23 protein-coding genes are annotated in these 23547 nt (G+C 72.2%); 9 read left to right on the plus strand and 14 right to left on the minus strand.

Annotated elements, in window-relative coordinates; all coding sequences use genetic code 11:
• Nucleotides 1-97 precede the first annotated feature (97 nt).
• Nucleotides 98-2644 carry a hypothetical protein gene (locus AB0M92_RS33455; protein ID WP_366106107.1) on the plus strand — a complete coding sequence of 849 codons (2547 nt, stop codon included), beginning with the start codon at nucleotides 98-100 and terminating at the stop codon, nucleotides 2642-2644.
• Between the two features lie 96 nt (nucleotides 2645-2740).
• On the opposite strand, the gene AB0M92_RS33460 is transcribed toward AB0M92_RS33455, so the two are convergent.
• The 6 genes from AB0M92_RS33460 to AB0M92_RS33485 all read right to left on the minus strand — a co-directional run bounded on the left by AB0M92_RS33460 (nucleotide 2741) and on the right by AB0M92_RS33485 (nucleotide 7402).
• Nucleotides 2741-4039: an aldolase gene (locus AB0M92_RS33460; RefSeq protein ID WP_366106108.1), complete on the minus strand. Its 1299-nt coding sequence runs from the start codon at nucleotides 4037-4039 to the stop codon at nucleotides 2741-2743.
• A gap of 153 nt (nucleotides 4040-4192) precedes the next feature.
• Nucleotides 4193-5155 (minus strand): electron transfer flavoprotein subunit alpha/FixB family protein, encoded by a 963-nt coding sequence (locus AB0M92_RS33465; protein WP_359173480.1) that lies wholly within the window; start codon nucleotides 5153-5155, stop codon nucleotides 4193-4195.
• 93 nt (nucleotides 5156-5248) lie between these two features.
• Nucleotides 5249-6034: an electron transfer flavoprotein subunit beta/FixA family protein gene (locus tag AB0M92_RS33470; RefSeq protein ID WP_366106109.1), complete on the minus strand. Its 786-nt coding sequence runs from the start codon at nucleotides 6032-6034 to the stop codon at nucleotides 5249-5251.
• Nucleotides 6035-6237: 203 nt separating this feature from the next.
• Complete coding sequence (locus AB0M92_RS33475) at nucleotides 6238-6762, minus strand: flavin reductase family protein (RefSeq protein WP_366106110.1); 525 nt, start codon at nucleotides 6760-6762, stop codon at nucleotides 6238-6240.
• 71 nt (nucleotides 6763-6833) lie between these two features.
• A complete protein-coding gene (locus AB0M92_RS33480) occupies nucleotides 6834-7064 on the minus strand; it encodes a putative leader peptide (protein ID WP_366106111.1) in 231 nt (76 codons plus the stop codon).
• Nucleotides 7061-7402, minus strand: a complete 342-nt coding sequence (locus AB0M92_RS33485; protein ID WP_366106112.1) for a thioredoxin family protein — start codon at nucleotides 7400-7402, stop codon at nucleotides 7061-7063. The genes AB0M92_RS33480 and AB0M92_RS33485 overlap by 4 nt, the downstream gene beginning before the upstream one ends.
• A 236-nt stretch (nucleotides 7403-7638) precedes the next feature.
• Here AB0M92_RS33485 and AB0M92_RS33490 point away from each other — a divergent pair, with 236 nt between their 5' ends.
• Nucleotides 7639-8361, plus strand: a complete 723-nt coding sequence (locus AB0M92_RS33490) for a lysophospholipid acyltransferase family protein (RefSeq protein WP_366106113.1) — start codon at nucleotides 7639-7641, stop codon at nucleotides 8359-8361.
• A gap of 74 nt (nucleotides 8362-8435) precedes the next feature.
• On the opposite strand, the gene AB0M92_RS33495 is transcribed toward AB0M92_RS33490, so the two are convergent.
• The 6 genes from AB0M92_RS33495 to AB0M92_RS33520 all read right to left on the minus strand — a co-directional run bounded on the left by AB0M92_RS33495 (nucleotide 8436) and on the right by AB0M92_RS33520 (nucleotide 15036).
• Complete coding sequence (locus AB0M92_RS33495; protein ID WP_366106114.1) at nucleotides 8436-9662, minus strand: alginate lyase family protein; 1227 nt, start codon at nucleotides 9660-9662, stop codon at nucleotides 8436-8438.
• A gap of 80 nt (nucleotides 9663-9742) precedes the next feature.
• Complete coding sequence (locus AB0M92_RS33500; protein WP_366106115.1) at nucleotides 9743-10360, minus strand: transglutaminase family protein; 618 nt, start codon at nucleotides 10358-10360, stop codon at nucleotides 9743-9745.
• A 72-nt stretch (nucleotides 10361-10432) separates the two neighbouring features.
• Complete coding sequence (locus AB0M92_RS33505; protein ID WP_366106116.1) at nucleotides 10433-11494, minus strand: low specificity L-threonine aldolase; 1062 nt, start codon at nucleotides 11492-11494, stop codon at nucleotides 10433-10435.
• Nucleotides 11491-12255 carry an SDR family NAD(P)-dependent oxidoreductase gene (locus AB0M92_RS33510; protein WP_366106117.1) on the minus strand — a complete coding sequence of 255 codons (765 nt, stop codon included), beginning with the start codon at nucleotides 12253-12255 and terminating at the stop codon, nucleotides 11491-11493. Before AB0M92_RS33510 ends, AB0M92_RS33505 begins: the two co-directional genes overlap by 4 nt.
• Before the next feature lie 26 nt (nucleotides 12256-12281).
• A complete protein-coding gene (locus AB0M92_RS33515; protein ID WP_366106118.1) occupies nucleotides 12282-13688 on the minus strand; it encodes a DUF6421 family protein in 1407 nt (468 codons plus the stop codon).
• A 226-nt stretch (nucleotides 13689-13914) separates the two neighbouring features.
• On the minus strand, nucleotides 13915-15036 hold the full coding sequence (locus AB0M92_RS33520; protein ID WP_366106119.1) for an LLM class flavin-dependent oxidoreductase: 1122 nt from the start codon (nucleotides 15034-15036) through the stop codon (nucleotides 13915-13917).
• A 49-nt stretch (nucleotides 15037-15085) separates the two neighbouring features.
• Between AB0M92_RS33520 and AB0M92_RS33525 the strand changes: the two genes are divergently transcribed.
• Together AB0M92_RS33525 and AB0M92_RS33530 are read left to right on the plus strand one after the other, a co-directional pair.
• Nucleotides 15086-15757: a PadR family transcriptional regulator gene (locus AB0M92_RS33525; RefSeq protein WP_366106120.1), complete on the plus strand. Its 672-nt coding sequence runs from the start codon at nucleotides 15086-15088 to the stop codon at nucleotides 15755-15757.
• A 190-nt stretch (nucleotides 15758-15947) separates the two neighbouring features.
• Complete coding sequence (locus AB0M92_RS33530) at nucleotides 15948-16640, plus strand: glycerophosphodiester phosphodiesterase family protein (RefSeq protein WP_366106121.1); 693 nt, start codon at nucleotides 15948-15950, stop codon at nucleotides 16638-16640.
• Nucleotides 16641-16697: 57 nt separating this feature from the next.
• On the opposite strand, the gene AB0M92_RS33535 is transcribed toward AB0M92_RS33530, so the two are convergent.
• Nucleotides 16698-17237 (minus strand): GNAT family N-acetyltransferase, encoded by a 540-nt coding sequence (locus AB0M92_RS33535; protein ID WP_366106122.1) that lies wholly within the window; start codon nucleotides 17235-17237, stop codon nucleotides 16698-16700.
• Nucleotides 17238-17384: 147 nt separating this feature from the next.
• Between AB0M92_RS33535 and AB0M92_RS33540 the strand changes: the two genes are divergently transcribed.
• From AB0M92_RS33540 to AB0M92_RS33550, 3 genes are all read left to right on the plus strand, one after another.
• Nucleotides 17385-17912 carry a DUF5134 domain-containing protein gene (locus AB0M92_RS33540; RefSeq protein WP_366106123.1) on the plus strand — a complete coding sequence of 176 codons (528 nt, stop codon included), beginning with the start codon at nucleotides 17385-17387 and terminating at the stop codon, nucleotides 17910-17912.
• A gap of 91 nt (nucleotides 17913-18003) precedes the next feature.
• Entirely contained in the window at nucleotides 18004-18942 is a 939-nt protein-coding gene (locus AB0M92_RS33545; RefSeq protein WP_366106124.1) for a M56 family metallopeptidase, read from the plus strand.
• 161 nt (nucleotides 18943-19103) lie between these two features.
• Nucleotides 19104-19733 carry a helix-turn-helix domain-containing protein gene (locus AB0M92_RS33550; protein ID WP_366106125.1) on the plus strand — a complete coding sequence of 210 codons (630 nt, stop codon included), beginning with the start codon at nucleotides 19104-19106 and terminating at the stop codon, nucleotides 19731-19733.
• Between the two features lie 5 nt (nucleotides 19734-19738).
• Here AB0M92_RS33550 and AB0M92_RS33555 read toward each other — a convergent pair whose 3' ends face one another.
• On the minus strand, nucleotides 19739-21223 hold the full coding sequence (locus AB0M92_RS33555) for a hypothetical protein (RefSeq protein ID WP_366106126.1): 1485 nt from the start codon (nucleotides 21221-21223) through the stop codon (nucleotides 19739-19741).
• Nucleotides 21224-21300: 77 nt separating this feature from the next.
• On the opposite strand from AB0M92_RS33555, the gene AB0M92_RS33560 reads away from it, so the two are divergent.
• Together AB0M92_RS33560 and AB0M92_RS33565 are read left to right on the plus strand one after the other, a co-directional pair.
• Entirely contained in the window at nucleotides 21301-21957 is a 657-nt protein-coding gene (locus AB0M92_RS33560; protein ID WP_366106127.1) for a DUF305 domain-containing protein, read from the plus strand.
• A gap of 52 nt (nucleotides 21958-22009) precedes the next feature.
• Complete coding sequence (locus AB0M92_RS33565; RefSeq protein WP_366106128.1) at nucleotides 22010-23377, plus strand: FAD-dependent oxidoreductase; 1368 nt, start codon at nucleotides 22010-22012, stop codon at nucleotides 23375-23377.
• The last annotated feature ends 170 nt before the right edge of the window (nucleotides 23378-23547 follow it).

Genomic DNA, 23547 nt, shown 5'->3' on the forward strand with positions numbered 1-23547 from the left:
CCGAACGCCGCGCCTGTTCCCGCTTGTTCGGGAAAGTTCGGGACTGTTCCGCCCGCGGCGTTCTAACCTGGGCGGCCACGCATGGCCGAGGGGGGACATGGGGGATATGGAGCCGCAGCCGCGCGCCGCCTTCGAGGAGGCGCTCACCGCGCTCGCCGGTGACCTGACGCGATTACGGATCGAGCGGGGCATGCCCTCGTACCGCGATCTGGGGGCGCGCGCGGCAGGATCCATGACGCAGATCCGGCTGGCCGTGGCCACCCAGAGCGACATCTTCAACGGCAAGCGACTCGTCCGTCTGGACACGTTCATGGCGCTGGTCCGGGTCCTGCTGTCGTACGACGAGTACGGCCGCCCGACCGCCGTCCCCGCCCACACCGCGCCCGAACTCGACGTCTGGCGGCGGCGCTGGCGGGAACTGGCCGCGCTCCAGTCCTCCGGGCAGTCGCGTGCCCGCGCGGCCCGCGTCGCCCGGAGCGCCACCGCCGGCGGGGAAGCGGCACGACAGGCCCCCGGGGAAGCGGCCACCGGCCACCGGGCCCCCGCCGAGCCCCACCGACCCGCGGACTTCCCCGGCCCGGCCGACCGGGCCCGCACGCCCCGGCATCCTGAACCGACGGCCGAAGCCACGGCCGAACCGACGGCCGGTACGGCTCCCGAACCCACTCCCGAGCCCGCCCCCGAACCCACTGTCGAACCCGCTCCCGGTCCGGCTCCCCGGACCACCTCCGGACCCGGTGCCGGACCCGATGCCGGACCGGACCCCGCGCAGCCCGCCGGACCACCCGCCGGCCGGGCCCCGTACGCCCTCCGGCGCCGCCTCGTCGGGCACCTCGCCCCCGTCCGGGACGTGGCCTTCTCCCCCGACGGCCGCCTGCTGGCCTCCGCCGGCGGCGACACCGTCCAGCTGTGGGACACCGCGACGGGCCTCGGCACCATCACCCCCTTCACCGCGACGCACCCCCTCGCCTTCACCCCCGGGGGGCAGCTGCTGGCCGCGGACGCCAGGGACCCGTGCGTGCTCCACCGGATCGAACCGGCGACCGGCCGCCCCGAAGGTCCGCCCCTCACCGGGCACGCCTCCCCCGTCACCGAGATCACCTGCTCCCCGACCGGTGGCATGGCCGCCACCCTGGAACGCGGCGGCACCGTACGGCTCTGCGACCTGTCCAACGGCGGCCTCCCGTTCGTCCTCACGCACGGCGGCGGCACCGACCCGATCGACGCGGTGGCCTTCGCCCGGGACGGCCGGCTGCTCGCCGCCGCTCGCAGCTCACGGGTCTGGGACCTGCTCGACAGGGGCGTCCCCGGCGCGCCCCGCGCCGCGGCCGACGGCGCTGCGGAGGCCGTCGCCCTCTCCCCCGACGGGCTGGTGCTCGCCCTCGGCCACCGCGACGGCCGTACGTGTCTGTACGAGGCGGCCGGCGGCCGTGAGGCGCTGACCCTGCGGGCCCACTCCGGCCCGGTCCGCACACTGGCCTTCTCTCCCGACGGCCGGCTGCTCGCCACGGGCTCGGACGACGCGACCGTACGGCTGTGGGACACGGCCACCGGCGTGCCCGTCGGTCCACCGCTGAGCGACCACGCCGGACGGATCGAGGACATCGCGTTCTCCGCGACCGGACGGCTCCTCGCCACCTCGTCCGCCGACGAGACGGTCCTGCTGTACGAGCGGTCCGGGACGCGCCGTACGACGCTGCTCGCCGCCGAGGCCCTGGCCGTCGCCCTGCGGGAACGTCAGCCGGTCCGGCTGCCGCCCGTCCTGGCCGAAGCCCCCCTCATCCGGATGGCCCTCTCCCCCGACGGCCGCCTGGTCGCGGCGACCACCGGTGCGGGGTCCGTACAGGTGTGGGACCCGGTCACCCGACGGGCCGTCGGTCCGCCCCCGACCGAACTCGCCACCCAGCCCTGGTGCCTGGCCTTCTCTCCCGACGGGACCGTGCTCGCCACGGCATCCGCCGACCGGACCGTGTACCTGCGGGATCCGGCGACCGGCGCGAGGGTCCGGGAGCTGGCGACCGACCACCGCGGCCCCCTGAAGCGGCTCGCGTTCTCCCCTGACGGGCAACTGCTGGCCACGGGAGGCACGGACGGCACCGTGGAGCTGTGGAATCCGGCCACCGGCACACGTTTCCGTGAGCCCCTCGGTGGTCACACCAACGAGGTCGTCGGGCTCGCCTTCGCCCCGGACGGCCGGCGCCTGGTCAGCTCCGGCGCCGACGGCCGGGTGCTGTGGCGGGATCCCGGCAGGCCGCTGCTGCTCGACGGCGCCTCGCTCGGCCACCGGGGCGCGGTGTGGTCGGCGGTGTTCTCACCGGACGGGACCCTGCTGGCCACGGCGGGCGGTGACGCCACGGTACGGATGTGGGATCCGGTCAGCGGCCTGCCGGCGGGCAACCCGCTGACCGGCCACCGCTCGGCGGTGTACGACGTGGCGTTCTCGCCGGACGGGCGACTACTGGCCTCGGCGGGCGAGGACGGCCTCGTCCTGCTGTGGCACCCGGCCACCGGCCGGTCCGTGGGCGCTCCGCTCGCCGGCCACGACGACGCCGTCACCGCCGTGGCCTTCTCCCCGGACGGGAGCCTGCTCCTCACCGCGGGCCGGGACGGAACCCTGAACCGGTGGGTGATCGGCCCGCTCTGAAGAGGGCGCCCCGACACGTGGCGTGACACGCGCCGTAACACGCGGCGAGGCCCGGCCGGGGGCGTTCCCGGGCGGGCCTCGCCGGCGCGAGAGCGGTCAGGCGGTCGCGGTCAGCGTCGCCGAGCGGCGCGGGATCGCGAACGCGTCCAGCTCGGCGCGGGTCAGGCCGGTCAGGGCGGTGACCTCCTCGGCGCCCACCGCGCCGCAGTCCAGGCCACGGACCAGGTAGCCGGCCAGGGCCTTGGCCGTGGCGGGCTCGTCCATCACGTCGCCCTCGATCTTCGCGACGTACGCCTTCAGCCGCGCGGCAGCGGCTTCGAGGCCCTCGCGGTAGAACGTGAAGACCGCCGCGTAGCGGGTCGGCAGGTGGGCGGGGTGCATGTCCCAGCCCTGGTAGTACGCGCGGGCCAGGGCCCGCCGGGTGAGGCCGTAGTGCAGCTTCCAGGCCTCGTGGACCTGCTCGGTGGTGCCGACCGGCTTGACGTTGGTCGAGCCGTCGGAGACCCGTACGCCGGTGCCGGCGGCCGCGACCTGCATGATCGCCTTGGCGTGGTCGGCGGCGGGGTGGTCGCTCGACTGGTACGCGGCGGAGACCCCCACGCAGGCGCTGTAGTCGAAGGTGCCGTAGTGCAGGCCGGTGGCGCGGCCCTTGGCGGCCTCGATCATCCGGGCCACGGTGGCGGTGCCGTCGGAGGCGAGGATCGACTGGCTGGTCTCGATCTGGATCTCGAAGCCGATGCGGCCCGGGCGCAGGCCGCGGGCGGCCTCGAAGGCCTCCAGCAGCTTGACGAAAGCGCTGACCTGCTCGGCGTAGGTGACCTTCGGGAGGGTCAGGACGAGGCCCTCGGGCAGGCCGCCGTGCTCCAGCAGCCCGGAGAGGAAGATGTCGGTGGTGCGGATGCCGCGGTCGCGGACGTTGGACTCCATGCACTTCATGCGGATGCCCATGTACGGGGCGTTCGTGCCGTTGGCGAAGGCCGCGGAGACGAGGCGGGCGGCGCGGGCCGCGGCCTGGTCCTCCTCCGCGTCGGAGCGGACGCCGAAGCCGTCCTCGAAGTCGACGCGGAGGTCCTCGACGGGCTCGCGCAGCAGTTTGGCGCGGACCCGGTCGTAGACGGGTACGGCGAGTTCGTCGCAGATGCCGAGGACCTTGGCGAAGGTGGCGGCGTCCGGGGCGTGCTCGTCCAGCGCGGCGAGGGCCTGGTCGCCCCACGAGCGGATGGTGTCGGCGGCGAACACGTCACCGGGGACGTAGACCGTGTGGATGGGCTGGCGGGTGCCGGGGTCGCCCGGGTAGTGGCGCGCGAGCTCCGCGTCCACCGGCGCGAGGGAGGCGCTGATGCCCTCGCTGACCGCGCCGGCGAGGCTCGTCGCCACCTTCTCCTGCTGACCCATCGTGCACTCTCCTCTTTTTCCGCTTCACGGAAGCTTAGATCCGCATAGCAGAATTTAATGAGGGGTTCTTGTCTAGTCAATGGTTGCAGGAAACACCTCGGGGCCGCGTGGTGAGTGTCACCACGCGGCCCCGAGTCACAGCATCGAAGCAGGTCAGCCCTTGCGGGCCTTGATCTCGTCGGTCAGCTGCGGGACGACCGCGAAGAGGTCGCCGACCACGCCGTAGTCGACCAGGTCGAAGATCGGGGCCTCGGCGTCCTTGTTGATGGCCACGATGGTCTTCGAGGTCTGCATGCCGGCCCGGTGCTGGATCGCGCCCGAGATGCCGGAGGCGATGTACAGCTGCGGGGAGACCGACTTGCCGGTCTGGCCGACCTGGTTGGAGTGCGGGTACCAGCCGGCGTCGACGGCGGCGCGCGAGGCGCCGACGGCGGCACCGAGCGAGTCCGCGAGGGCCTCGATGATGCCGAAGTTCTCGGCACCGTTGACGCCGCGGCCGCCGGAGACCACGATCGCGGCCTCGGTCAGCTCGGGGCGGCCGGTCGACTCGCGCGGGGTGCGGGAGACGACCTTGGTGCCGGTGGCCAGGGCGCCGAAGGTGACGGCGAGCGCCTCGACGGCGCCGGCGGCCGGGGCGGCCTCGACCGGAGCCGAGTTCGGCTTGACGGTGATGACCGGGGTGCCCTTGGAGACGCGGGACTTGGTGGTGAAGGAGGCGGCGAACGCGGCCTGCGTCGCGACCGGACCCTCGTCACCGGCCTCCAGGTCCACGGCGTCGGTGATGATGCCGGAGCCGATGCGGACCGCGAGGCGTGCGGCGATCTCCTTGCCCTCGGCGGAGGACGGGACGAGCACGGCGGCCGGGGAGACGGCCTCGTACGCGGCCTGGAGCGCGTCCACCTTCGGTACGACGAGGTACTCGGTGAACTCGGGGGCGTCGGCGGTCAGAACCTTGACCGCGCCGTGCTCGGCGAGCACGGCGGCGGTGTCGGCCGCACCGGCGCCGAGGGCGACGGCGACGGGCTCGCCGATGCGGCGGGCCAGGGTCAGCAGCTCAAGGGTGGGCTTGCGGACGGCACCGTCCGCGTGGTCGACGTAGACGAGGACTTCAGCCATGGGAATGCTCCTGCGAATGCGAAGTAGTCAGGGGGCGATCGGGAGGGTTTCGGCCGAGGTTCTTAGATGAACTTCTGGCCGGCCAGGCCCCTCTTAGATGAATTTCTGCTCCGCAAGGAAGGCGGCCAGCGCCTTGCCGCCCTCGCCCTCGTCCTTGACGATCGTGCCGGCGGTGCGGGCCGGGCGCTGGGTCGCGGAGTCGACCGCGGTCCAGGAGCCCTCAAGGCCGACCTCGTCCGACTCGATCTCCAGCTCCTCCAGGTCCCAGGACTCCACCGGCTTCTTCTTGGCGGCCATGATGCCCTTGAAGGAGGGGTAGCGGGCCTCGCCCGACTGGTCCGTCACGGAGACGAGCGCCGGAAGGGAGGCCTCCAGCTGCTCGCTCGCGGAGTCGCCGTCGCGGCGGCCCGTCACGGTGCCGTCCTCGACCTTGACCTCGGAGAGCAGGGTGACCTGCGGGACGCCCAGGCGCTCGGCCAGGATCGCCGGGAGGACGCCCATGGTGCCGTCGGTCGAGGCCATGCCGGTGATGACCAGGTCGTAGCCGGCCTTCTCGATGGCCTTGGCGAGCACCAGCGAGGTGCCCATGACGTCGCTGCCGTGCAGGTCGTCGTCCTCGACGTGGATGGCCTTGTCGGCACCCATGGACAGCGCCTTGCGCAGCGCGTCCTTGGCGTCCTCGGGACCCACCGTCAGGACGGTGATCTCGGCGTCGTCGGCGTCTTCGGCGATCTGCAGCGCCTGCTCGACGGCGTACTCGTCGAGCTCCGACAGCAGACCGTCGACGTCGTCGCGGTCGACCGTCAGGTCATCGGCGAAGTGCCGGTCGCCGGTGGCGTCGGGCACGTACTTCACACAGACAACGATCCTCAGGCTCACGCCGGCTCTCCTACCGCATCGTCTTTTTTCTGATACCGCCTTGTGCAGGCAGCATAGGCGCCTTGTCGGGCGGATCCCGGTCGGGGCGGCCCGCGCTCCGAAGGGAATGTTACTCGTCAGTACATCGCGGGTGCTCCACGGTGGCAAGGCCGGTGAACTGTGATCTGTCCAACGCCGCACGAACCCGCCCCAGCAGGGACGATTCAGTCGCGCAGCGCGTTGAAGCGACCCTGGTGGTAAAGGAGCGGCCGGCCTTCCCCGGCCGGGTCACCCGCCACCGCCTCAGCGATGATCACCCGGTGCGCCCCCGCGGGCACGCGCGCCACGACACGGCACACCAGCCAGGCCAGTACGCCGTCCAGCACCGGAACCCCGTACGGGCCCTCGGCCCAGCCCGTGCCGGGCCCGAACCGGTCGGCTCCGCTGCGGGCGAACAGGCCCGCGAGGTCCTGCTGGTGCTCGCCGAGTATGTGGACGCCGAGGTGCTCGGAGTCGCGTATCGCGGGCCAGCTGGAGGCCCCCGTGGCGATGGTGAAGGACAGCAGCGGGGGATCGGCGGAAACCGAGTTGAGCGAGGTCGCGGTGAATCCGACCGGGCGGCCGCCCTCTTCGGCGGTGATCACGGCCACACCCGCGGCGTGCCGGCGGAACACGGAGCGCAGCAGCTCGGGCGAGCCGGGCAGGCCGGAGGCGGCCGTGGGGGTGATGGAGGCGGTCGGGGCCGTCATGGAGGTGCTTCCTTCTGCCGCGGAGGCGGCGGGCACGGGCGCGGAGGGATCGGGTCGGGAACCGGGTTCGTTCAGTCGTTCCGACAACGCGCGCTCGCGTAGCGGACGAGGTCCACGTGGACCCGCCCGTAAAGCAGGAGTTCGTACCGCATGCCGCCAGCCTGGCGATCTCCCGTGTACACAGTCAAGCCGCTCCGGGCAGATGCGAGGCGCGTCACGCTGCGTGCGGGCGCGTGCACCGGCGTGGCGGACGTCCCGCCGGACGTCCTGCGGGACGTCCCGCAGGACTTCGCACCCGTCATATCGCGGCGCCCAGCGCGGCGATCACGTCCGCCTTGCGCGGCATCCCCGCCGCGCGCCGCACGATCCGCCCCCGCGCGTCGAGGACGAGCACGGTCGGGGTCTTCTCGATACCCAGGGCGCGCACGAGCTCAAGGCGGGCTTCAGCATCGATCTCGATGTGCTCGACGCCCTCCACCAGGCCGGCCACATCGGCGAGGATCCGCCGGGTGGCCCGGCAGGGCTGGCAGAACGCGCTGGAGAACTGCACCAGGCTGGCCCGCCGCCCGGGCTCCGCGCCCAGTTCGGCCGCGCCCAGCCGCGTCAGGCCCGTGGCCTGCGGGTCCTCTTCCCCGTGCACCCCTGCTCCCGTCGCCGCCGACCTGGTTGTCGCATCATTGAATTGCGTTCGTACGGTGATCCGAGCGCCCCGGCCACGCGCCGCATTCCCGGCGTGACGAGAATCTCCTCGGGCACGGTCGTCTGGGCTGGCCAGCAGCCCGCGTATGGGGCACGATCCCCAAGGGCAGCGTACCTACGCAGCCGTAACTTCCGGCCGGGAGCACCTCCCCAGGCAGAAAGCGGGGTCTCCCCCTCATGGCTGAGCTCGTCTACCCTCCGGTGATCGGCGCCGCCCACACCCTCTTCAAGGCGCTGGACATCCGCATCGACATGAAGGGCACGGAGAACATCCCGCGCAAGGGCGGGGCGGTCCTCGTGTCGAACCACATCGGCTATCTCGACTTCATCTTCGCCGGCCTGACCGCGCGGCCGCAGAAGCGCCTCGTCCGCTTCATGGCGAAGGAGTCGGTCTTCCGCCACAAGGTGTCCGGTCCGCTGATGCGCGCGATGAAGCACATCCCGGTGGACCGCAAGCAGGGTGAGACGGCCTACCAGCACGCCCTCGACTCGCTGCGCTCCGGCGAGATCATCGGCGTGTTCCCGGAGGCGACGATCTCCCAGTCGTTCACCCTCAAGAGCTTCAAGTCGGGCGCCGCGCGCATGGCCCAGGAGGCCGGCGTCCCGCTGATCCCGGTGGCGCTGTGGGGCACCCAGCGCCTGTGGACCAAGGGCCGCCCGAAGAACCTCAAGCGCAGCCACATCCCGGTGACGATGCGGGTCGGCGAGCCCATCGAGGCCCCCGCCGACCAGTACGCCGGGGCGATCACCCGCCGCCTGCGCGAGCGGGTGCAGGAGCTGCTGGACGCCGCGCAGAGCGCCTACCCGGGCAAGCCCAAGGGCCCCGAGGACACCTGGTGGCTGCCGGCGCACCTGGGCGGAACCGCGCCGACGGCCGCCCAGGTCAAGGAAGCGGGCTGATCCGCCGCCACCGGACCGGGTGATCGTGCGGCCGCGCCGTTCACGGCGGGGCCGCACTGTCGTACGACCGGTCGTCAGTTGGGGTTCTCGGCGTGGGTCAGCGTCTCCCACGCCTCGAAGTGGTTCTCGGTGCCCGCCGGGCGTTGCCCCTCGGTCAGCTTGCGGGTGTTCTCCATGCTGATGCCCAGGCGCGTGTGCAGGGCGTTGTAGCCGACCTCGGTGGACGGGCCGATGCCCTTCGTCAGGCTCCCGCCGCACAGCCAGGACGGCACCTTCGCCCCGAGCTCGTACTGGGCGTGGAAGCCGAGCGCGTACCGGAAGCGGTCCTTGAACTGCGGGTACAGGTCGCGCCCTTGGATGCGCGAGGTCTCGGCGACGTGCATGGTCGCGGCGATCGCCATGCCGGTGTGGCCGAAGTCCCGGCAGGTCTCCTGGGCCAGGCCGTCCACGAAGGTGCTCTGGCCGTGCCAGTACTCGACCAGCTCGCTCCTGGTGTCGATGGTCGAGCGCGGCGGGTACTTCGGCTGCGGCCCGTCGGAGGCGAGGTAGAAGTACGCCGGGACCCGGCCGAGGTAGATCGCCATCGCCTTGTCGTAGCTCGCGCGGTCGTCGAGATGGACCGAGATGCCGATGGCGGCGTCCATCATGATCAGTTCCCAGTTGCCGTTGCTGTTCGGCTTCCCGTTGACGACCTCGGGCAGGTAGACGTCGCGCAGCATGGTGGCGAAGCGCCCCTGGCCGGGCCAGCCGCCGGTGTAGGTGTGCTTGATGATCTCGGCGGCGCGCGGCCAGGTGGAGCCCGCCCAGCCGCTCTGCAGCGGGGCGTTGGAGTTGGTGTGGTCCTTGATCTTCGCGGACCAGGCGTCCATCAGCTCGATCGACTTCTCGGCGTACCCGGCGTCGCGGGTGACGTACCAGGCGAGGGCGTCGGTGTAGGCGGCGATGGCGTCCTCGCGCTCGTCGCCGCAGCCGATGTCCGGGTTGGAGTACGAGCCGCACTCGACGACGGCGCGGGGCTTGGGAGTGCGCGACAGCGAGCCGTAGGAGCTGGCGAGCATCGCGTCGAACGCGCCCTTCCACGGCTGCTCCCCCGCCTGCACCTTCGTGCGTACGAAGTCCAGCTGGGCGCGGCTGTCGAGCACTCCGGGGTGGGCGAACCGCGCGGGGGCCGCGGCTCCCGCCGCGGCCCGGGTGGCGGCGGGGGCCGGCGGCGGCCCGGCCTGGGCGGCGGGGGTGGGGGTCAGGGCCGCGGCCAGGCCGAGTGCGAGGGCGGCCAGTCCCGCGGGAACTCCGTGGCGCATGGAGCACCTTCCGTTCGGAGGTGGGGGAACGGGGATTCTCTGCCGCCGAAAGTACCCATGGGCATGCCAAGTTGACAACGTTATCCGACAGGAAACTTTCCTATCCCCGTCGGCAGGTTGCGCCACAGCTCCTGCCGGTCGGCCGCACCCCGGAGGGCCGCCAGCACGGCCGGGTGCGGGGCGGCGTGCAGCTCGGGGTAGTCCACCTCGCCGAGCTCGGGGCGTACGGGGAAGGCGAGCCGCTCGGCGTCCAGGGCGAACCGCGCGTCCACGCCGGGCTTGTTGCCCCGCGCGTCCAGGCGGGCCCAGTCGGGCGCCCCCGGCAGCCGGAGCGCGATCAGCCCGTGCACGGCGGGGTTCGAGCCGTCGTCGTCGGCGAGCAGCTGGTAGCAGAGGCCTACCGGGATGCCCCGGGCCCGCAGCAGGGCCGCCAGCGCGTGGGACTTGGCGTAGCAGACGCCGTTGCGGGTGCGCAGCACGTCCGAGGCGCGCCAGGAGACGCGCGGATCGCCGGAGTCGGCGGAGTGCGGGATGGTGTCGCGGACGAACTCGAAGGCCGCTTCGGCGTATGAATATGCATCGCCAGTGGCGCCCCAGAGGGCATCGGCCGTCTCCCGAACGAGCGGGTGATCGTGGTCAACGGCTTCGTCTGCCGCCAGATAAGCATGGATGTCAGGGCTTTGCGGGATCAGCTGCATGGCCCGGAGCATAGGCATACCCCCGACCGCAAATCAATGAATTTGCGGTCGGGGGTATATCTATTCAGAACTTCAGCGGGACAGCTCTTCCTTCAGCGCCTGCAGGAAGCCGTCCACGTCCTCTTCCTGGGTGTCGAAGCCGCACATCCAGCGGACGTGGCCGGCGGCCTCGTCCCAGAAGTAGAAGCGGTAGCGCTGCTGGAGCCGGCGCGTGACCTCCTGCGGCAGCTTCGCGAACACCGCGTTGGCCTGCACCGGGTAGAGGATCTCCACCCCGTCGGTCTCGCGCACGCCCGCCGCGAGCCGCTGCGCCATCGCGTTGGAGTGCCGGGCGTTGCGCAGCCACAGGTCCTTGGCGAGCAGCGCCTCCAACTGCACCGACACGAACCGCATCTTGGACGCGAGCTGCATCGACATCTTGCGGATGTGCTTCATCTGCCGGACCGCGTCCGGATTGACGACCACCACGGCTTCGCCGAACATCATGCCGTTCTTGGTGCCGCCGTACGACAGCACGTCCACGCCCACCGTGTTGGTGAACGTGCGCATCGGCACGTCGAGCGAGGCCGCGGCGTTGGCTATGCGGGCCCCGTCGAGGTGCACCTTCATGCCGTGCGCGTGCGCGTGCTCGCAGATCGCCTTGATCTCGTCCGGCGTGTAGACCGTGCCGAGCTCGGTGTTCTGGGTGATCGAGACGACCTGCGGCATCGCCCGGTGCTCGTCCTCCCAGCCCCAGGCCTGCCGGTCGATGAGCTCGGGGGTGAGCTTGCCGTCCGGGGTCGGGACGGTGAGCAGCTTGAGCCCGGCCATCCGCTCCGGGGCGCCGCCCTCGTCGACGTTGATGTGCGCCGACTCGGCGCAGATCACCGCACCCCAGCGGTCCGTCAGGGCCTGGAGGGCCGTGACGTTCGCGCCGGTGCCGTTGAAGACCGGGAAGGCCTCCGCGTACGGGCCGAAGTGGCTGCGGATGATCTTCTGCAGGTGCTCGGTGTAGTCGTCCTCGCCGTAGGCGACCTGGTGGCCGCCGTTGGCCAGGGCGAGGGCCTCCAGGATCTCCGGATGGACCCCCGCGTAGTTGTCGCTCGCGAATCCGCGCACCGCCGGGTCGTGGTGGCGATGGGCATCGGTCTTCACGGTTGCGGAGTGAGCCACAGACGCTGTCCGTTCACATCGATGGCGGGCCGCTCCCAGACGCCGGCGATGGCCTCGGCCAGCTCCTTGACGTCGGTGAAGCCCGCGAACTTCGCATTGGGGCGCTCGGCGCGCATCGCGTCGTGCACCAGTGCCTTGATCACCAGGATCGCAGCAGCGGCGCCCGGGCCGTCCTCGCCCCCCGCCTTGCGGAAGGAGTCGGCGAGGGAGAGGGTCCAGGCCTCGGCCGCCGCCTTGCCCGCGTTGTACGCGGCGTTGTTGGCGACCGGCTTGTGCGCGCCGGACTGGCTGACCAGGACGTAGCGACCGCGGTCACTGCGCAGCAGCCCGTCGTGGAACGCGAGCGAGGTGTGCTGGACGGTGCGGATCAGGAGCTTCTCCAGGAAGTCCCAGTCCGCGAGGTCCACATCGGTGAAGGTCTTGCTGCCGCGCCAGCCGCCGACGAGGTGGACGACCCCGTCGATCCGGCCGAACTCCTTCTCCGTGCGCTCGGCCCAGGCCCTGGTGGCCTCCAGGTCGAGCAGGTCCACGGTGTCACCGGTGACGGTGGCGCCGCCGTGGGCGTAGCGGGCCGCGTCCACGGACTCGGCGAGGCGCGTCGCGTCCGCGTCCGCGGCCACGACGACCGCACCGGCCTCGGCGAGGCGGAGCAGGGCGGCGCGACCGGCGGGGCCGCCGGCCCCGGCGACCGCGACCACGGCACCCTGCAGCTTGCCGTTCCCGGACTTCCCAGCGCTGTTCATCTGTGCAGCCTCCTGTGGGCGAGCGCTCACGCGGCGACCCGCTCGGCCGAATCGGCGTTCACCGCAGTGATGCCCTTCGTGGAGGCGATCACTCCCTTGAGCTTCTTGGCGAGCGCCTCATAGAACATGCTCAGCGGAAACTCGTCGGGAAGCACGTCGTCGACGAGCTTGCGCGGCGGCTGCGTGAGGTCGAGGGCGTCGGGGCCCTTGGCCCACTTGGAGCCCGGGTGGGGAGCGAGGTAGGTGGAGACGAGTTCGTACGCCTTGAACCAGTGGACGAGCTTCGGGCGGTCGATGCCGGCCCGGTAGAGGTCCTCGATCTCGGCGCACAGCTCGTTGGTGACCTGCGGGGCACGCATCCAGTCGATCTTCAGCTTGTTGTCCGTCCAGCGCACGACGTCGTGCTTGTGGAGGTACGCGAAGAGCAGCTGGCCGCCGAGGCCGTCGTAGTTGCGGTTGCGGTCGCCCGAGACCGGGAAGCGGAACATCCGGTCGAAGAGGACGGCGTACTGCACGTCACGGCCGTGCTCGTTGCCCTCGGACTCCAGCTTCACGGCCTCCTTGAAGGCGGTGAGGTCGCAGCGCAGCTCTTCGAGGCCGTACATCCAGAACGGCTGGCGCTGCTTGATCATGAAGGGGTCGAACGGCAGGTCGCCGTGGCTGTGGGTGCGGTCGTGGACCATGTCCCACAGGACGAAGGCCTTCTCGCAGCGCTCCTGGTCCTCGACCATGCGGGCGATGTCCTCGGGCAGCTCGATGCCCAGGATGTCGACGGCGGCCTCGGTGACCTTGCGGTAGCGGGCCGCCTCGCGGTCGCAGAAGATGCCGCCCCAGGTGAAGCGCTCGGGGGCCTCGCGCACGGCGATGGTCTCGGGGAAGAGCACGGCGGAGTGCGTGTCGTAGCCCGGGGTGAAGTCCTCGAAGGTGATGCCGAGGAAGAGCGGGTTGTCGTACCGGGTGCGCTCCAGCTCGGAGAGCCACTCGGGCCACACCATCTTCAGGACGACGGCCTCGAAGTTGCGGTCGAGGTTGCCGTTCTGCGTGTACATGGGGAAGACGACCAGGTGCTGGAGCCCGTCGGCGCGCTCGGCGGCCGGGTGGAAGGCCAGCAGGGAGTCGAGGAAGTCCGGCACCTCGAAGCCGTCCGCGACCCACTTGCGCAGGTCGCGGACGAGCGCGCGGTGGTACGCGGCGGCGTGCGGCAGCAGCGGCGACAGCGTCTCCACCGCGGCGACCGCCCGCTCGACTGCGGCGGCGACCTCGGCCGGCGCCGGGGCGTCCGCGGCCTCGAAGTCGATGGAGCCGTCCTTGGCCTGCCAGGGGCGGATCTCCTCCACGGCGGCCTTGAGCTCGGGCCACGCAGGGTGGTCGACCACCCGCGCACCGGCGGCTATCACCGCACCGCCAGAACCCGGCACAAGAATTTCCGTCATGTCACTTCCTCCACAGGAGAACCTCGCGTCAACACAGCGTATGGGTGCGAGCCTGTCCTGCTCAAGGGGCCGTGCGGGAAATTGTCCTGCCCGACCCCCATGGACACCGTAATTCTTCCCGCCGTCCACGCTCCGGGCGAGCGCTTCGCCCCTTTCGCGCACCGCCACCGGCTCCCGGCGACCCCTCGGGCAGCTGCCTGCGGGGCCGCCGGGTGATGTCGGTCACTCAGGCGGTACGGAAGTGCGGAATGACCTTTTCGCCCCACTGCCGGAGGGTCTCCAGACAGGCCGCCTGCGGCACCGTGCCCATCTGGATCAGGCACATGATCTCGTCCGCCCCCGCCTCCTTGAGCCGCCGCACGTACGCGATGGCGTCGTCGGCGCTCCCGTACGCGTGGTCGGCACGGAAGGTGGCCGTCGACGCGGGCCGCACCGGGATGGCCTGCTCGTGCAGCCTGGCCACCACCTGCTCGGCCGCACTGCGCATCTCGGCCGCCTCGTCGGCGCCCGCGACCACGGCCTCGTCGGGGACGCCGGCCCCGCCGTACCAGTGGCCGATGGACTGGGCGAAGAACCGCTGGCCGCGGATGCCGACGCGGCGCGCCTCGTCCGGGTCGTCGAGCACGATGGTCGGGCAGAGCACCGAGAAGTGGTCGTTGACCGCGGTGGAGACGAGGCGCGCGCCGTCCCGGCCGGCCACCGCCCCGTCGTACACGGCCCGCATCGTGGCGATGGACTCCGGCCCGGCGAAGCCCATCACCAGGGCCCCGACACCCAGTTCGGCGGCCTGTACGAGGGTTTCGGCGCGGCTGCACGCCAGGAACAGCGGCGGGTGCGGGGTCTGCCGCGGCCGCGGCAGGATCGGGTGCGGGTCGATGTCGATCAGCTCGCCGTGGTACTCCAGCTCCTCCTCCCGCCAGGCCTTGCCGATGATCCGCAGGGCCTCCTCCACCTCCTGCGTGGTGCGCTCCCGGTCGACCCCGCACAGCGAGGTCTCCTGCTCGGTGCCGCCTCGTCCGGCACCCAGGTCGAGGCGGCCCCCGGAGAGCAGGTCGAGCATGGCGGCCCGCTCGGCGACGCGGACCGGGTGGTTGAAGTTGAAGGGCATGCAGACCACGCCGTGGCCGATGCGTATGGTGTTCGTCCGGGCCGCGACCCAGGTCAGGAAGACCTCGGGGGCGGACATGTGTGCGTACCACTTCAGCGAGTGGTGCTCGACGGCCCAGATCCGGTCGAATCCCATCTCCTCGGCGAGCACGGCCTGCTCCACGCAGTCGTGGATGACCTGGTGCTCCCGCTCCACGGTCGGGTCGGCGAGCTGAGCTTCGAAGATCACGGAGAATTTCACGATGCCTCCAGGGTTGCGTCCCGTGCCCGGCCTTACTTCAATTCGGAATATGACTAGTAGTCAGACGTCGAAGAAGCAAGACCTGCCGGCGACCGCGTGGGCCGTGCTCGGGCTGCTGTCCTTCCCCGGGGAGCGCACCGGGTACGAGCTGAAGAAGTGGGCGGACTCCTCCCTGCGCTTCTTCTACTGGTCCCCGGCCGTCAGCCAGATCTACGCCGAACTGCGCCGGCTGGAGGAGCTCGGATACGCGGCATCCGCGCGCTCGGGGCCGGAGGAGGCCCGGGCCAAGCGCCGCTACGCCATCACCGGAGCCGGTCGGGCGGCCCTCGCCGGCTGGGCCTCGGACACCGCGGAGGCCGGCCCCCCGGTGCTCAAGCACGGGCTGCTCCTGCGGATCTGGCTCGGCCACCTCGCCGACCCGGCGCTGCTGTGCACGATGGTCGGCGAGCACCTGGAGCGCACCCGGGGCGAACTGGCCGCCGTACGCGAGGCGATGGCGCAGGCGGACGACGTACCGCAGTGGGCCTTCCCCGCGCTCGCGCTGCGCTGGAGCGAGCGGCAGCACCTGGCCGAACTGGAGCTGGGCGAGGCCCTGCTGGCCGATCTCGCCGAGCTCGGCGCGGCCGGTGCGCGGGCCGGTACGCAGGCTGTCGCGCGGGCCGGTACGCCGACCCCGGCGAGGGTTCGTCAAGGCGGCGGGGACGCGCCCACGCCCGGGTGACGCGGCAGGGCCTCCGCGCCCCGCGCGACGGCGTACGACCCTGGCGGGAACCGGCCGAAGGGCGCGTTCCGGGCGCTGCACGAGCGGTCTCATCGCATCCCGGGCGCACTAGCATGCGACCTCACCGCGCGCGGCCGGTAGGGACACCGTGACCGCGCGGGGAGCCGCCGTCGACGGAAGCGAGAGAACCTTGACTTTCCTCACCATCGGTCACCGCGGGGTCATGGGTGTCGAACCGGAGAACACCCTGCGGTCCTTCGTCCGCGCGGAACGTTCCGGGATGGACGTCATCGCGCTGGATCTGCAGCTGAGCAAGGACGGCGTGCTCGTCGTCCTGCACGACGCCGAGGTGGACCGCACCACCGACGGCTCCGGAGCCGTGACCGACCTGACCCTGGCCGCGCTGCGCGAGCTGGATGCCGGACAGGGTGAACGCGTGCCGGTGCTGGAGGAGGTCCTGGACGCGGTCCGGACCCCGCTCCAGGTGTCGGTGCAGGACGGGCCGACCGCCGCGGCGCTGGCGGAGCTGGTCCTGCGCCGCGACCTGAGCGCGCGGCTGGAGGTGGCCTCCTTCGACGATGCGGTGCTGGCCGAGACGGCCCGGCTGCTGCCCGGCGTACGGACCACCCTGTACGCGGACCTGCGCATGGTTCACAGCAGGTCGATCGAGGACCGCGCACTGGCCGTGGGGGCGAACACCGTCGCCCTCGGCATCCGCGACCTCACCCTGGACCTGGTGGAGTCGGTCCACGCCGCCGGGCTCAAGGTGACCGGCTGGACGGTCAACACCCTCCAGCAACTGCGGCTCGCCCGGGCACTCGAACTGGACGGCGCGGCCACCGACTTCCCGGAGATCCGCAGTTCGGGCCGGTTCCTGGCCTGACGGCGGCGCCGGCCCCGCTTCCCGCCCGGCTTCCCGCTCCGCGCGCCGCACCGCGCGTTACAGGGGCTTGACCAGCAGCTCGAAGGCCAGGTCCGCGCGGAGCGGGACGCCGAAGCGCTCGTCGCCGTAGGGGAAGGGGCTCATCTCGCCGGTGCGCCGGTAGCCGCGGCGCACGTAGTAGGCGATGAGCTCCTCCCGTACGTTCACCACCGTCATCCGCATCTCCTTGGCGCCCCACGTCTCGCGGGCGCGGCGCTCCGCCTCGGCGAGGATCTCCTTGCCGAGGCCGCCGCCCTGCAGTCCCGGGCGGACCGCGAACATTCCGAAGTAGGCGTGGTCGCCGCGGTGTTCGAGCTGGCAGCAGGCGACGAGCTCCCCGGCGCGCTCGACGACGAGCAGGACGCCGTCGGTCGCCTCGATGATCGCCCGGACCCCCTGGGGGTCGGTGCGCTGACCCTCCAGGTAGTCCGCCTCGGTGGTCCAGCCGGCGCGGCTGGCGTCGCCGCGGTAGGCGGACTCGACGAGGACCACCAGTTCCGGTACGTCGGCCTCCACGGCACTGCGGAAGTTCAGGGCGGTGGAGTGGGCGGTCGACATCGAAGGCTCCCGTTCTGCTCAGCGGCATATGACATGCCCGGTGCGGCAAGGAGAGCCTAACCCGGGGCGGCGTGCGGGGGTCCTGGCCGGGGCATCTCTTCCCGTGACGCCGACGAACCGGGGGGTTCCGCCGTGCACGGTCCCGCGATGTCCCTGCCCGCTTCCCTCTCCGCCTGGCTGCTCGTCCTGCTCTGCGCCGTGAGCGGCGGCTACTGCCTGCTACGGGCGCGCAGATCGGAGCGGGCGGCGCGCGGCGGGGCGGCGGGCGAGGCGCTGATGGGGTTCGGGATGGCGGTGATGGCCGTGCCCTCCGGCATCGGGCCGTGGGGGCCCGGGATCCTGCTGACGGTCTTCAGCGGAGCGGTGCTGCACGCACTGTGGCTGCTGCGGAGCGGGGTGCACCACGCGCACCACCTGGTCGGCTCGCTGGCGATGGCGTACATGGCGCTGACCATGGCCGACGGGCACGGGCACGGCGGAGGCCCGCCGCTCGTCACCGGGGCGCTGCTTCTGTACTTCGCCGGGTACGTCCTGCTCGGTGGAGCCCGGCTGGCCACGGCGGGCGGGGGCGGGCAGCCGGTGGTCGGCGGAGCGCCCGTGATGCCCGCGGAGCTGACGCGGGCGTGCCGACTCGCCATGGGGATGGGCATGTTGGCGATGTTGCTGAGTCTGTGACGCCCGCGGGCCCGGCGGGCAAACGTGTCCTGCGTCACCAATCACCAAAGGCCGTACCCGCAGGTAGCCCCGCGCTCATAGGCTGGCGGACATGATGGTCCCCGCCGCACTGCTGCTGCTCGGCGCCCTGACCGCGGTGCTCGCTCCCCGTCTGCTGGCCCGGGCCCAATGGCCCGAGCGGGAGCCCGTCGTCGCCCTGTGGGTGTGGCAGTGCGTGGTGGGCGCGGTGCTCCTGTGCTTCGCCCTGTCGATGCTGCTGAGCGCTGCGGCCGCCTGGCTCGCGGTCCGGGGCCGGCTCTTCGCCGCGGCCCCGCACGGGGTGGTCGACGCGTACGGGCTGGGCCCGACCGGCGGCCCGTGGGCCACGGGGACCGCGCTGGCGCTGGCCGGGGGCGGGCTGTGGACCGGGGCGCGGCTGACCCGGGAGGTGCTGCGGGCGCGCGCCCGGCGCCGGGCGCAGGGCGCCGAGCTGCTCGTACGGGCGCCGCTGATGCCCGGGGAGGACCCGGCCGGGGCGAGACTCGTCGTACTGGAGGGGACGCGGCCCGACGCGTGGTGGCTGCCCGGCGCCGCCCCGCAGCTGGTGGTGACGACGGCCGCGCTCGGCCGGCTCAAGGGGAGTCAGCTGGACGCCGTACTGGCGCACGAGCAGGGGCACGCGCAGGCCCGGCACGACTGGCTGCTGCACTGCTCGCGGGCATTGGCGGGGGGATTCCCGCAGGTGCCGGTGTTCGCGGCGTTCGAGGCGGAGATGCACCGGCTCGTCGAACTGGCCGCCGACGACGTGGCCTCGCGGCGGTTCGGGCGGCTGACGATCGCACTGGCGCTGGTCGGGCTCAACGAGGACCGGGGTGTGTTCGGCCCGTACCCGAGCCCGCAGCCGCACGTGTCGGAGCGGGTGCGGCGGCTGCTGTCGGCGGCGCCCCGGCTGTCGGCGGGCCGCAGGCTGCGCCTGACCGCACTGGCCACACTGGTCCCGGTGGTCCCGCTCGTGGTGGCCCTGATGCCGGGTCTGAGCGCGCTCGCCTGAGCGCAACCCCCTGATCCCGTCCTCTCGGACGGACGGACCGAAACCCGTCGTTCTCCCGAGCCGTGGAAGTCCCTGCTCTGGGTGATCCCCCGCGTCACCCAGAGCAGGCGACCCCGCGCGCTGAGTATATTGGCTGGGAGCCAGTCAACGCAGGAGTAAGCATGTCCCCGCGCAGCGCATCGGTCAATGAAGAATTGCGCAGACGTTCCCGGGAGCGGCTGCTCCAGGCCACGGTCGAACTCGTAGCCGAACGCGGCTACGAGGCGACCACGCTCGGCGACATCGCCGATCGGGCGGGCACGGCCCGCGGCCTGGTGTCGTACTACTTCCCGGGCAAACGGCAGCTGCTCCAGTCGGCGGTGCACCGGCTGATGCACCTGACGCTGGAAGCGGCCCTTGAGCGCGAGCCGCGCACCGAGGACGGTCGCGAGCGGCTCGCCCGCGCCGTCGACGCGGTCCTCGGGCTCGCACGGGACGAGCCGCTGCTGATGCGGACGCACATGGCGGGCATCCTCCAGGCCGAGGGGTTCGTGCGGTGCCCGGAGCAGCAGCGGCTGGCGGAGCTGCTCCGGGACACGGTCACGCGGTACGGCTCGGCGGACGTCGACACCGACTACCCGCTGCTGCGGGCGCTGCTGATGGGCTCGGTGGTCGCGGTCCTGCTGCCGGGGGCCCCGATGCCGCTGGCGCGGCTGCGGGCGGAGCTGTTCCAGCGGTACGGACTGGACTGGGAGCTCGGGTTCCCGCCGGACGGCGGACCGCCCGGCGGAACGTTTCCCCTGTCAGCCTGAGCCGGTCAGTGGTACTCGGGCTGCGTCTGGACGTTGAGCCGGTCCATCCACACCCGCTTCGCGCTCTCGGTGCGCCAGTCGTCGATGCGCAGCACGTCGAGGCCCTTGGCGATGTCGTTCGAGTAGACGTACCCGTTGTAGTAGTACGCCGACCAGGACCCGCCGAGTCCGAGCTGGTCCGTGGTGAGCGGGCCGCGCTCGAAGTAGCCGATCTCCTTGGGCCGGGCGGAATCGGTGAAGTCCCACACCGAGACGCCGCCCTGGTACCAGGACTGGACCATGATGTCGCGGCCGCCGCCGACCGGGATCAGCGAGCCGTTGTGGGCCACGCAGTTCTCGGTGTCGGCCTGGAGGCGCGGGATCTTGAAGTAGCTGCGGAAGACCAGCTTGCGCTGGTCGCCGCGGCCGGTGATGTCGTAGATGCCGTCGGCGCCGCGGTCGGGTCCGGTCGCCTCGTTGCAGGTGGCCCCGCCTCCGCCGCCCAGCTCGTCGGTGAACACCACCTTGTCGGCCTTCTCGTTGAAGGTCGCCGAGTGCCAGAACGCGAAGTTCACGTTGTCCTGCACCCGGTCGATGACCCGCGGCTGCTCGGGCTTGCTGATGTCGAAGAGGATGCCGTCGCCCATGCAGGCGCCGGCCGCCAGCTTCTTCGACGGCAGCACGGTGATGTCGTGGCACCCGGTGGTCTTGCTGACGCCGGGGTTGGCGGGCCCGCCGGGATTGCCGCCGTCCGGGAAGAGGACGGGGAAGGCGACGACCGCCGCCCGCGCCGGGTTCTTCTTCGGGACCTTGATCACGGAGATGCCGTCGTGCGGCGGCCGGCAGTCCGGGAACGCCTCGCTCGGGGAGTACGAGGCCACGTAGAGGTAGACGTCGCGCTCGCCCGGCACCAGCGTGTGGGTGTGGGAACCGCAGTTGGTCTCCACCGACTTGATGTACTTCGGGTTCTTCTTGTCCTTGATGTCGAAGATCTTGATGCCCTCCCACGAGGACTTCTCCGTCGCGGGCTGCGAGACGCTGTTGCAGGAGTCGTCGCTGCGCGAGGAGTCGGTGGAGAGGAAGAGCAGGTCGCCCTGGACGGAGACGTCGTTCTGGCCGCCGGGACAGAGCACCTGGCTGACGGTCTTCGGCGCCTTCGGATTGCCGATGTCGTAGATCGTGAAGCCGTTGTAGTTGCCGGCGTAGGCGTACTTGCCCTGGAAGGCCAGGTCGGTGTTGATGACGCCCGGGTACGTGCTCGGGACGTTGGTCAGGTGCTTGACGTTGGCGCTGTGCACGATCTCGTCCTGGCCGGGGATCTCGCCGGGGGCGAGTGCGCGGCCGCCCGCCGCCGGATCCCCTTCCTGCCGGGAGACCCCGGGCGACAAGTCCCCGGGATCGGGGGTGGCGGCCGCGGGGCCGGCCGCTAACAGCGTGGTCAGCAGCCCGGCCGCGGCCACGGCCGCCCCCAGACTCCTGTGCCGCACTCTGCTGGTGTGCTTCGAGGTCACTGTGCCCTCCCATGGGAGTCCGATCGATTCCGACCGTGCCGGGAACGGAACCGGGCCCCCCGCAGTATGTTCCCTTCATGGACATGGCAAAAGGGTCACTCCATCGAACGACCGCGGCGGCCGTGGCCGCCGGGCTCCTGCTCGCCCTGACCGGCTGCGGGGGCGGGGACGACGGCGACCGGGCGAAGGACGCCGGCGCGGCGGTCATCGCCCCCGGCAGACCGGGCGAGAAGGCCCGCACCCTCTCCCCCGGGGAGGCCGCGAAACGGCAGCCGGACGACTCCCCCAACGCCGCCGACCGGGCCTACGTACGGCACATGGTGGAACACCACCGCCAAGCCCTCACCATGAGCGCGCTCGCCCCGGAGCGGGCCTCGGCGGAGGGGGTCAAACGGCTCGCCGAGCGGATCTCGGCCGCCCAGAAGCCCGAAATCGGCGCGATGGAGAAGTGGTTGGCCGGCCACCCGGCTCCCTCCGGCGCCCCGGCGGCCGGCCACGACCACGGCGCGATGCCCGGCATGGCGACCGAGCAGCAGCTGCGGCAGCTGACGGAGGCGAGGGGCGCCGGCTTCGACAGGCTCTTCCTCACCCTGATGACCGCCCACCACGAGGGCGCCGTGAAGATGGCGGGCGAGGCGCTGGCTGGCGGGAACAACGGCGCGGTGGAGGAGATGGCCAACGAGGTGGTGGCCACCCAGACCGCCGAGATCCACCGGATGCGCGCGATGGGCTGACGGCCGCCGGGCCCGGTGGCATGCTGGGAGCACCTGCGGGAGGAGCTCCGCCGTGCTTCGTGTAGCCGTCGTCGGTTCGGGCCCCAGCGGGGTCTACGCCGCCCAGACCCTCGTACAGCAGCGTGAGGTGCCGGGCGTCCGCGTCGACGTGCTGGACCGGCTGCCCGCGCCGTACGGGCTGGTGCGCTACGGGGTGGCCCCCGACCACGAGAAGATCAAATCGCTCCAGGGCAGCCTGCGCACCGTGCTGGAGGACGAGCGGATCCGCTTCCTCGGCAACGTCGAGGTCGGCGGCGCTCAGCTGTCCACCGCACGGCTGCTGGAGCTGTACCACGCGGTGGTGTACTGCGTGGGCGCCGCCCGCGACCGGCTGCTCGGCATCCCCGGCGAGGAGCTGGCCGGGGTGCACTCCGCCACCGCCTTCGTCGCCTGGTACAGCGGGCATCCGGACGCCGTGGCCGAGTCCTTCGACCTGTCCGGGGTGAGCTCGGCGGTGGTCGTCGGGGCCGGCAACGTCGCCGTCGACGTGACCCGGATGCTGGCCCGGGGCGAGCCGGAGCTGGCTCCCACCGACATGCCGCAGCCGGCCCTGGGCGCCCTCGCGGACAGCCGGGTGGAGTCGGTGTCGATGGTGGCCCGACGCGGGCCCTCGCAGGGCAAGTTCACCACCAAGGAGCTGCGGGAGCTGGGCACGCTCCCCGGCGTTGCCGCCGTCGTGGACCCCGCGGAGCTGGCGCTCGACCCCGCGTACGCGGACCAGGACGCGGCCGCCGCACTGCCCGCGGTGTTCCGGCGCAACCTGGAGGTGCTGCGGGGCTGGGCCGGGCAGGAGCCGGGCGGTGCGCGGCGCCGGATCGCCCTGCGGTTCTACCTGCGCCCGGTGGAGGTGCTGGCCGGCCCCGGCGGCCGGGTCGCCGGGATGCGCTTCGAGCGGACCGCCCCCGACGGCCGGGGCGGGGTCACCGCAACGGGCGCGTACGAGGACGTCGAGGCGCAGCTGGTGCTGCGCTCGGTGGGGTACCAGGGCGTTCCGCTGCCGGGTCTGCCGTTCGACCCGGCGAGGGCCACGGTCCCGCACGCCGCGGGCCGGGTGCTGCGCGAGGGCCGGGCGTCGGTCGGCGAGTACGTGGCGGGGTGGATCAAGCGCGGCCCGACCGGGGTGATCGGCACCAACCGGCCCTGCGCCAAGGAGACGGCGTCCTCGCTGCTCCAGGACGCGGCGGCGCTGGCGCGGCGGGAGCTGCCGGGCGACCCGCTGGACGCGCTGCGGGCGGCGGGGCTGCACCCGGTGGAGTGGCCGGGCTGGCTGGCGATCGAGACGGCGGAGGCCGAACTCGGGCGCTCGCTGGGCCGCCGCTCGGTGAAGATCCCGGACTGGCGCGGCCTGCTGGCCGCGGCCGACGCCGGCGCGGGCACCTGAGCCCGGGGCGGAGCCGCCGGACCGGAACCGCGGTCCGGACCGGTCCGGCCCGTGCCCGATCCGCCCGATCCGCCGGCTAGGACCTGTCCGGCCGATCATGTACGGAGCCAGATGGTGAGGGCTGCGGCGGTGGCGGTGCCGAGGTAGACGTAACGGCGCTTGTCGTAGCG

The sequence above is a fragment of the Streptomyces sp. NPDC051582 genome (assembly GCF_040681715.1).
Taxonomy (GTDB): Bacteria; Actinomycetota; Actinomycetes; order Streptomycetales; family Streptomycetaceae; genus Streptomyces.

Excerpts from the sequence above, each read along its gene's own strand:
- AB0M92_RS33475 (WP_366106110.1), bottom strand. The coding sequence starts at position 6,762 with ATGACGGCCCCGACCGCCTCCATCACCCCCACGGCCGCCTCCGGCCTG.
- AB0M92_RS33480 (WP_366106111.1), bottom strand. The coding sequence starts at position 7,064 with ATGACGGGTGCGAAGTCCTGCGGGACGTCCCGCAGGACGTCCGGCGGG.
- AB0M92_RS33515 (WP_366106118.1), bottom strand. The coding sequence starts at position 13,688 with ATGACGGAAATTCTTGTGCCGGGTTCTGGCGGTGCGGTGATAGCCGCC.
- AB0M92_RS33540 (WP_366106123.1), top strand. The coding sequence starts at position 17,385 with ATGTCCCTGCCCGCTTCCCTCTCCGCCTGGCTGCTCGTCCTGCTCTGC.
- AB0M92_RS33535 (WP_366106122.1), bottom strand. The coding sequence starts at position 17,237 with ATGTCGACCGCCCACTCCACCGCCCTGAACTTCCGCAGTGCCGTGGAG.
- AB0M92_RS33525 (WP_366106120.1), top strand. The coding sequence starts at position 15,086 with ATGACTAGTAGTCAGACGTCGAAGAAGCAAGACCTGCCGGCGACCGCG.
- AB0M92_RS33465 (WP_359173480.1), bottom strand. The coding sequence starts at position 5,155 with ATGGCTGAAGTCCTCGTCTACGTCGACCACGCGGACGGTGCCGTCCGC.
- AB0M92_RS33460 (WP_366106108.1), bottom strand. The coding sequence starts at position 4,039 with ATGGGTCAGCAGGAGAAGGTGGCGACGAGCCTCGCCGGCGCGGTCAGC.
- AB0M92_RS33495 (WP_366106114.1), bottom strand. The coding sequence starts at position 9,662 with ATGCGCCACGGAGTTCCCGCGGGACTGGCCGCCCTCGCACTCGGCCTG.
- AB0M92_RS33560 (WP_366106127.1), top strand. The coding sequence starts at position 21,301 with ATGGACATGGCAAAAGGGTCACTCCATCGAACGACCGCGGCGGCCGTG.
- AB0M92_RS33500 (WP_366106115.1), bottom strand. The coding sequence starts at position 10,360 with ATGCAGCTGATCCCGCAAAGCCCTGACATCCATGCTTATCTGGCGGCA.
- AB0M92_RS33455 (WP_366106107.1), top strand. The coding sequence starts at position 98 with ATGGGGGATATGGAGCCGCAGCCGCGCGCCGCCTTCGAGGAGGCGCTC.
- AB0M92_RS33510 (WP_366106117.1), bottom strand. The coding sequence starts at position 12,255 with ATGAACAGCGCTGGGAAGTCCGGGAACGGCAAGCTGCAGGGTGCCGTG.
- AB0M92_RS33490 (WP_366106113.1), top strand. The coding sequence starts at position 7,639 with ATGGCTGAGCTCGTCTACCCTCCGGTGATCGGCGCCGCCCACACCCTC.
- AB0M92_RS33550 (WP_366106125.1), top strand. The coding sequence starts at position 19,104 with ATGTCCCCGCGCAGCGCATCGGTCAATGAAGAATTGCGCAGACGTTCC.
- AB0M92_RS33545 (WP_366106124.1), top strand. The coding sequence starts at position 18,004 with ATGATGGTCCCCGCCGCACTGCTGCTGCTCGGCGCCCTGACCGCGGTG.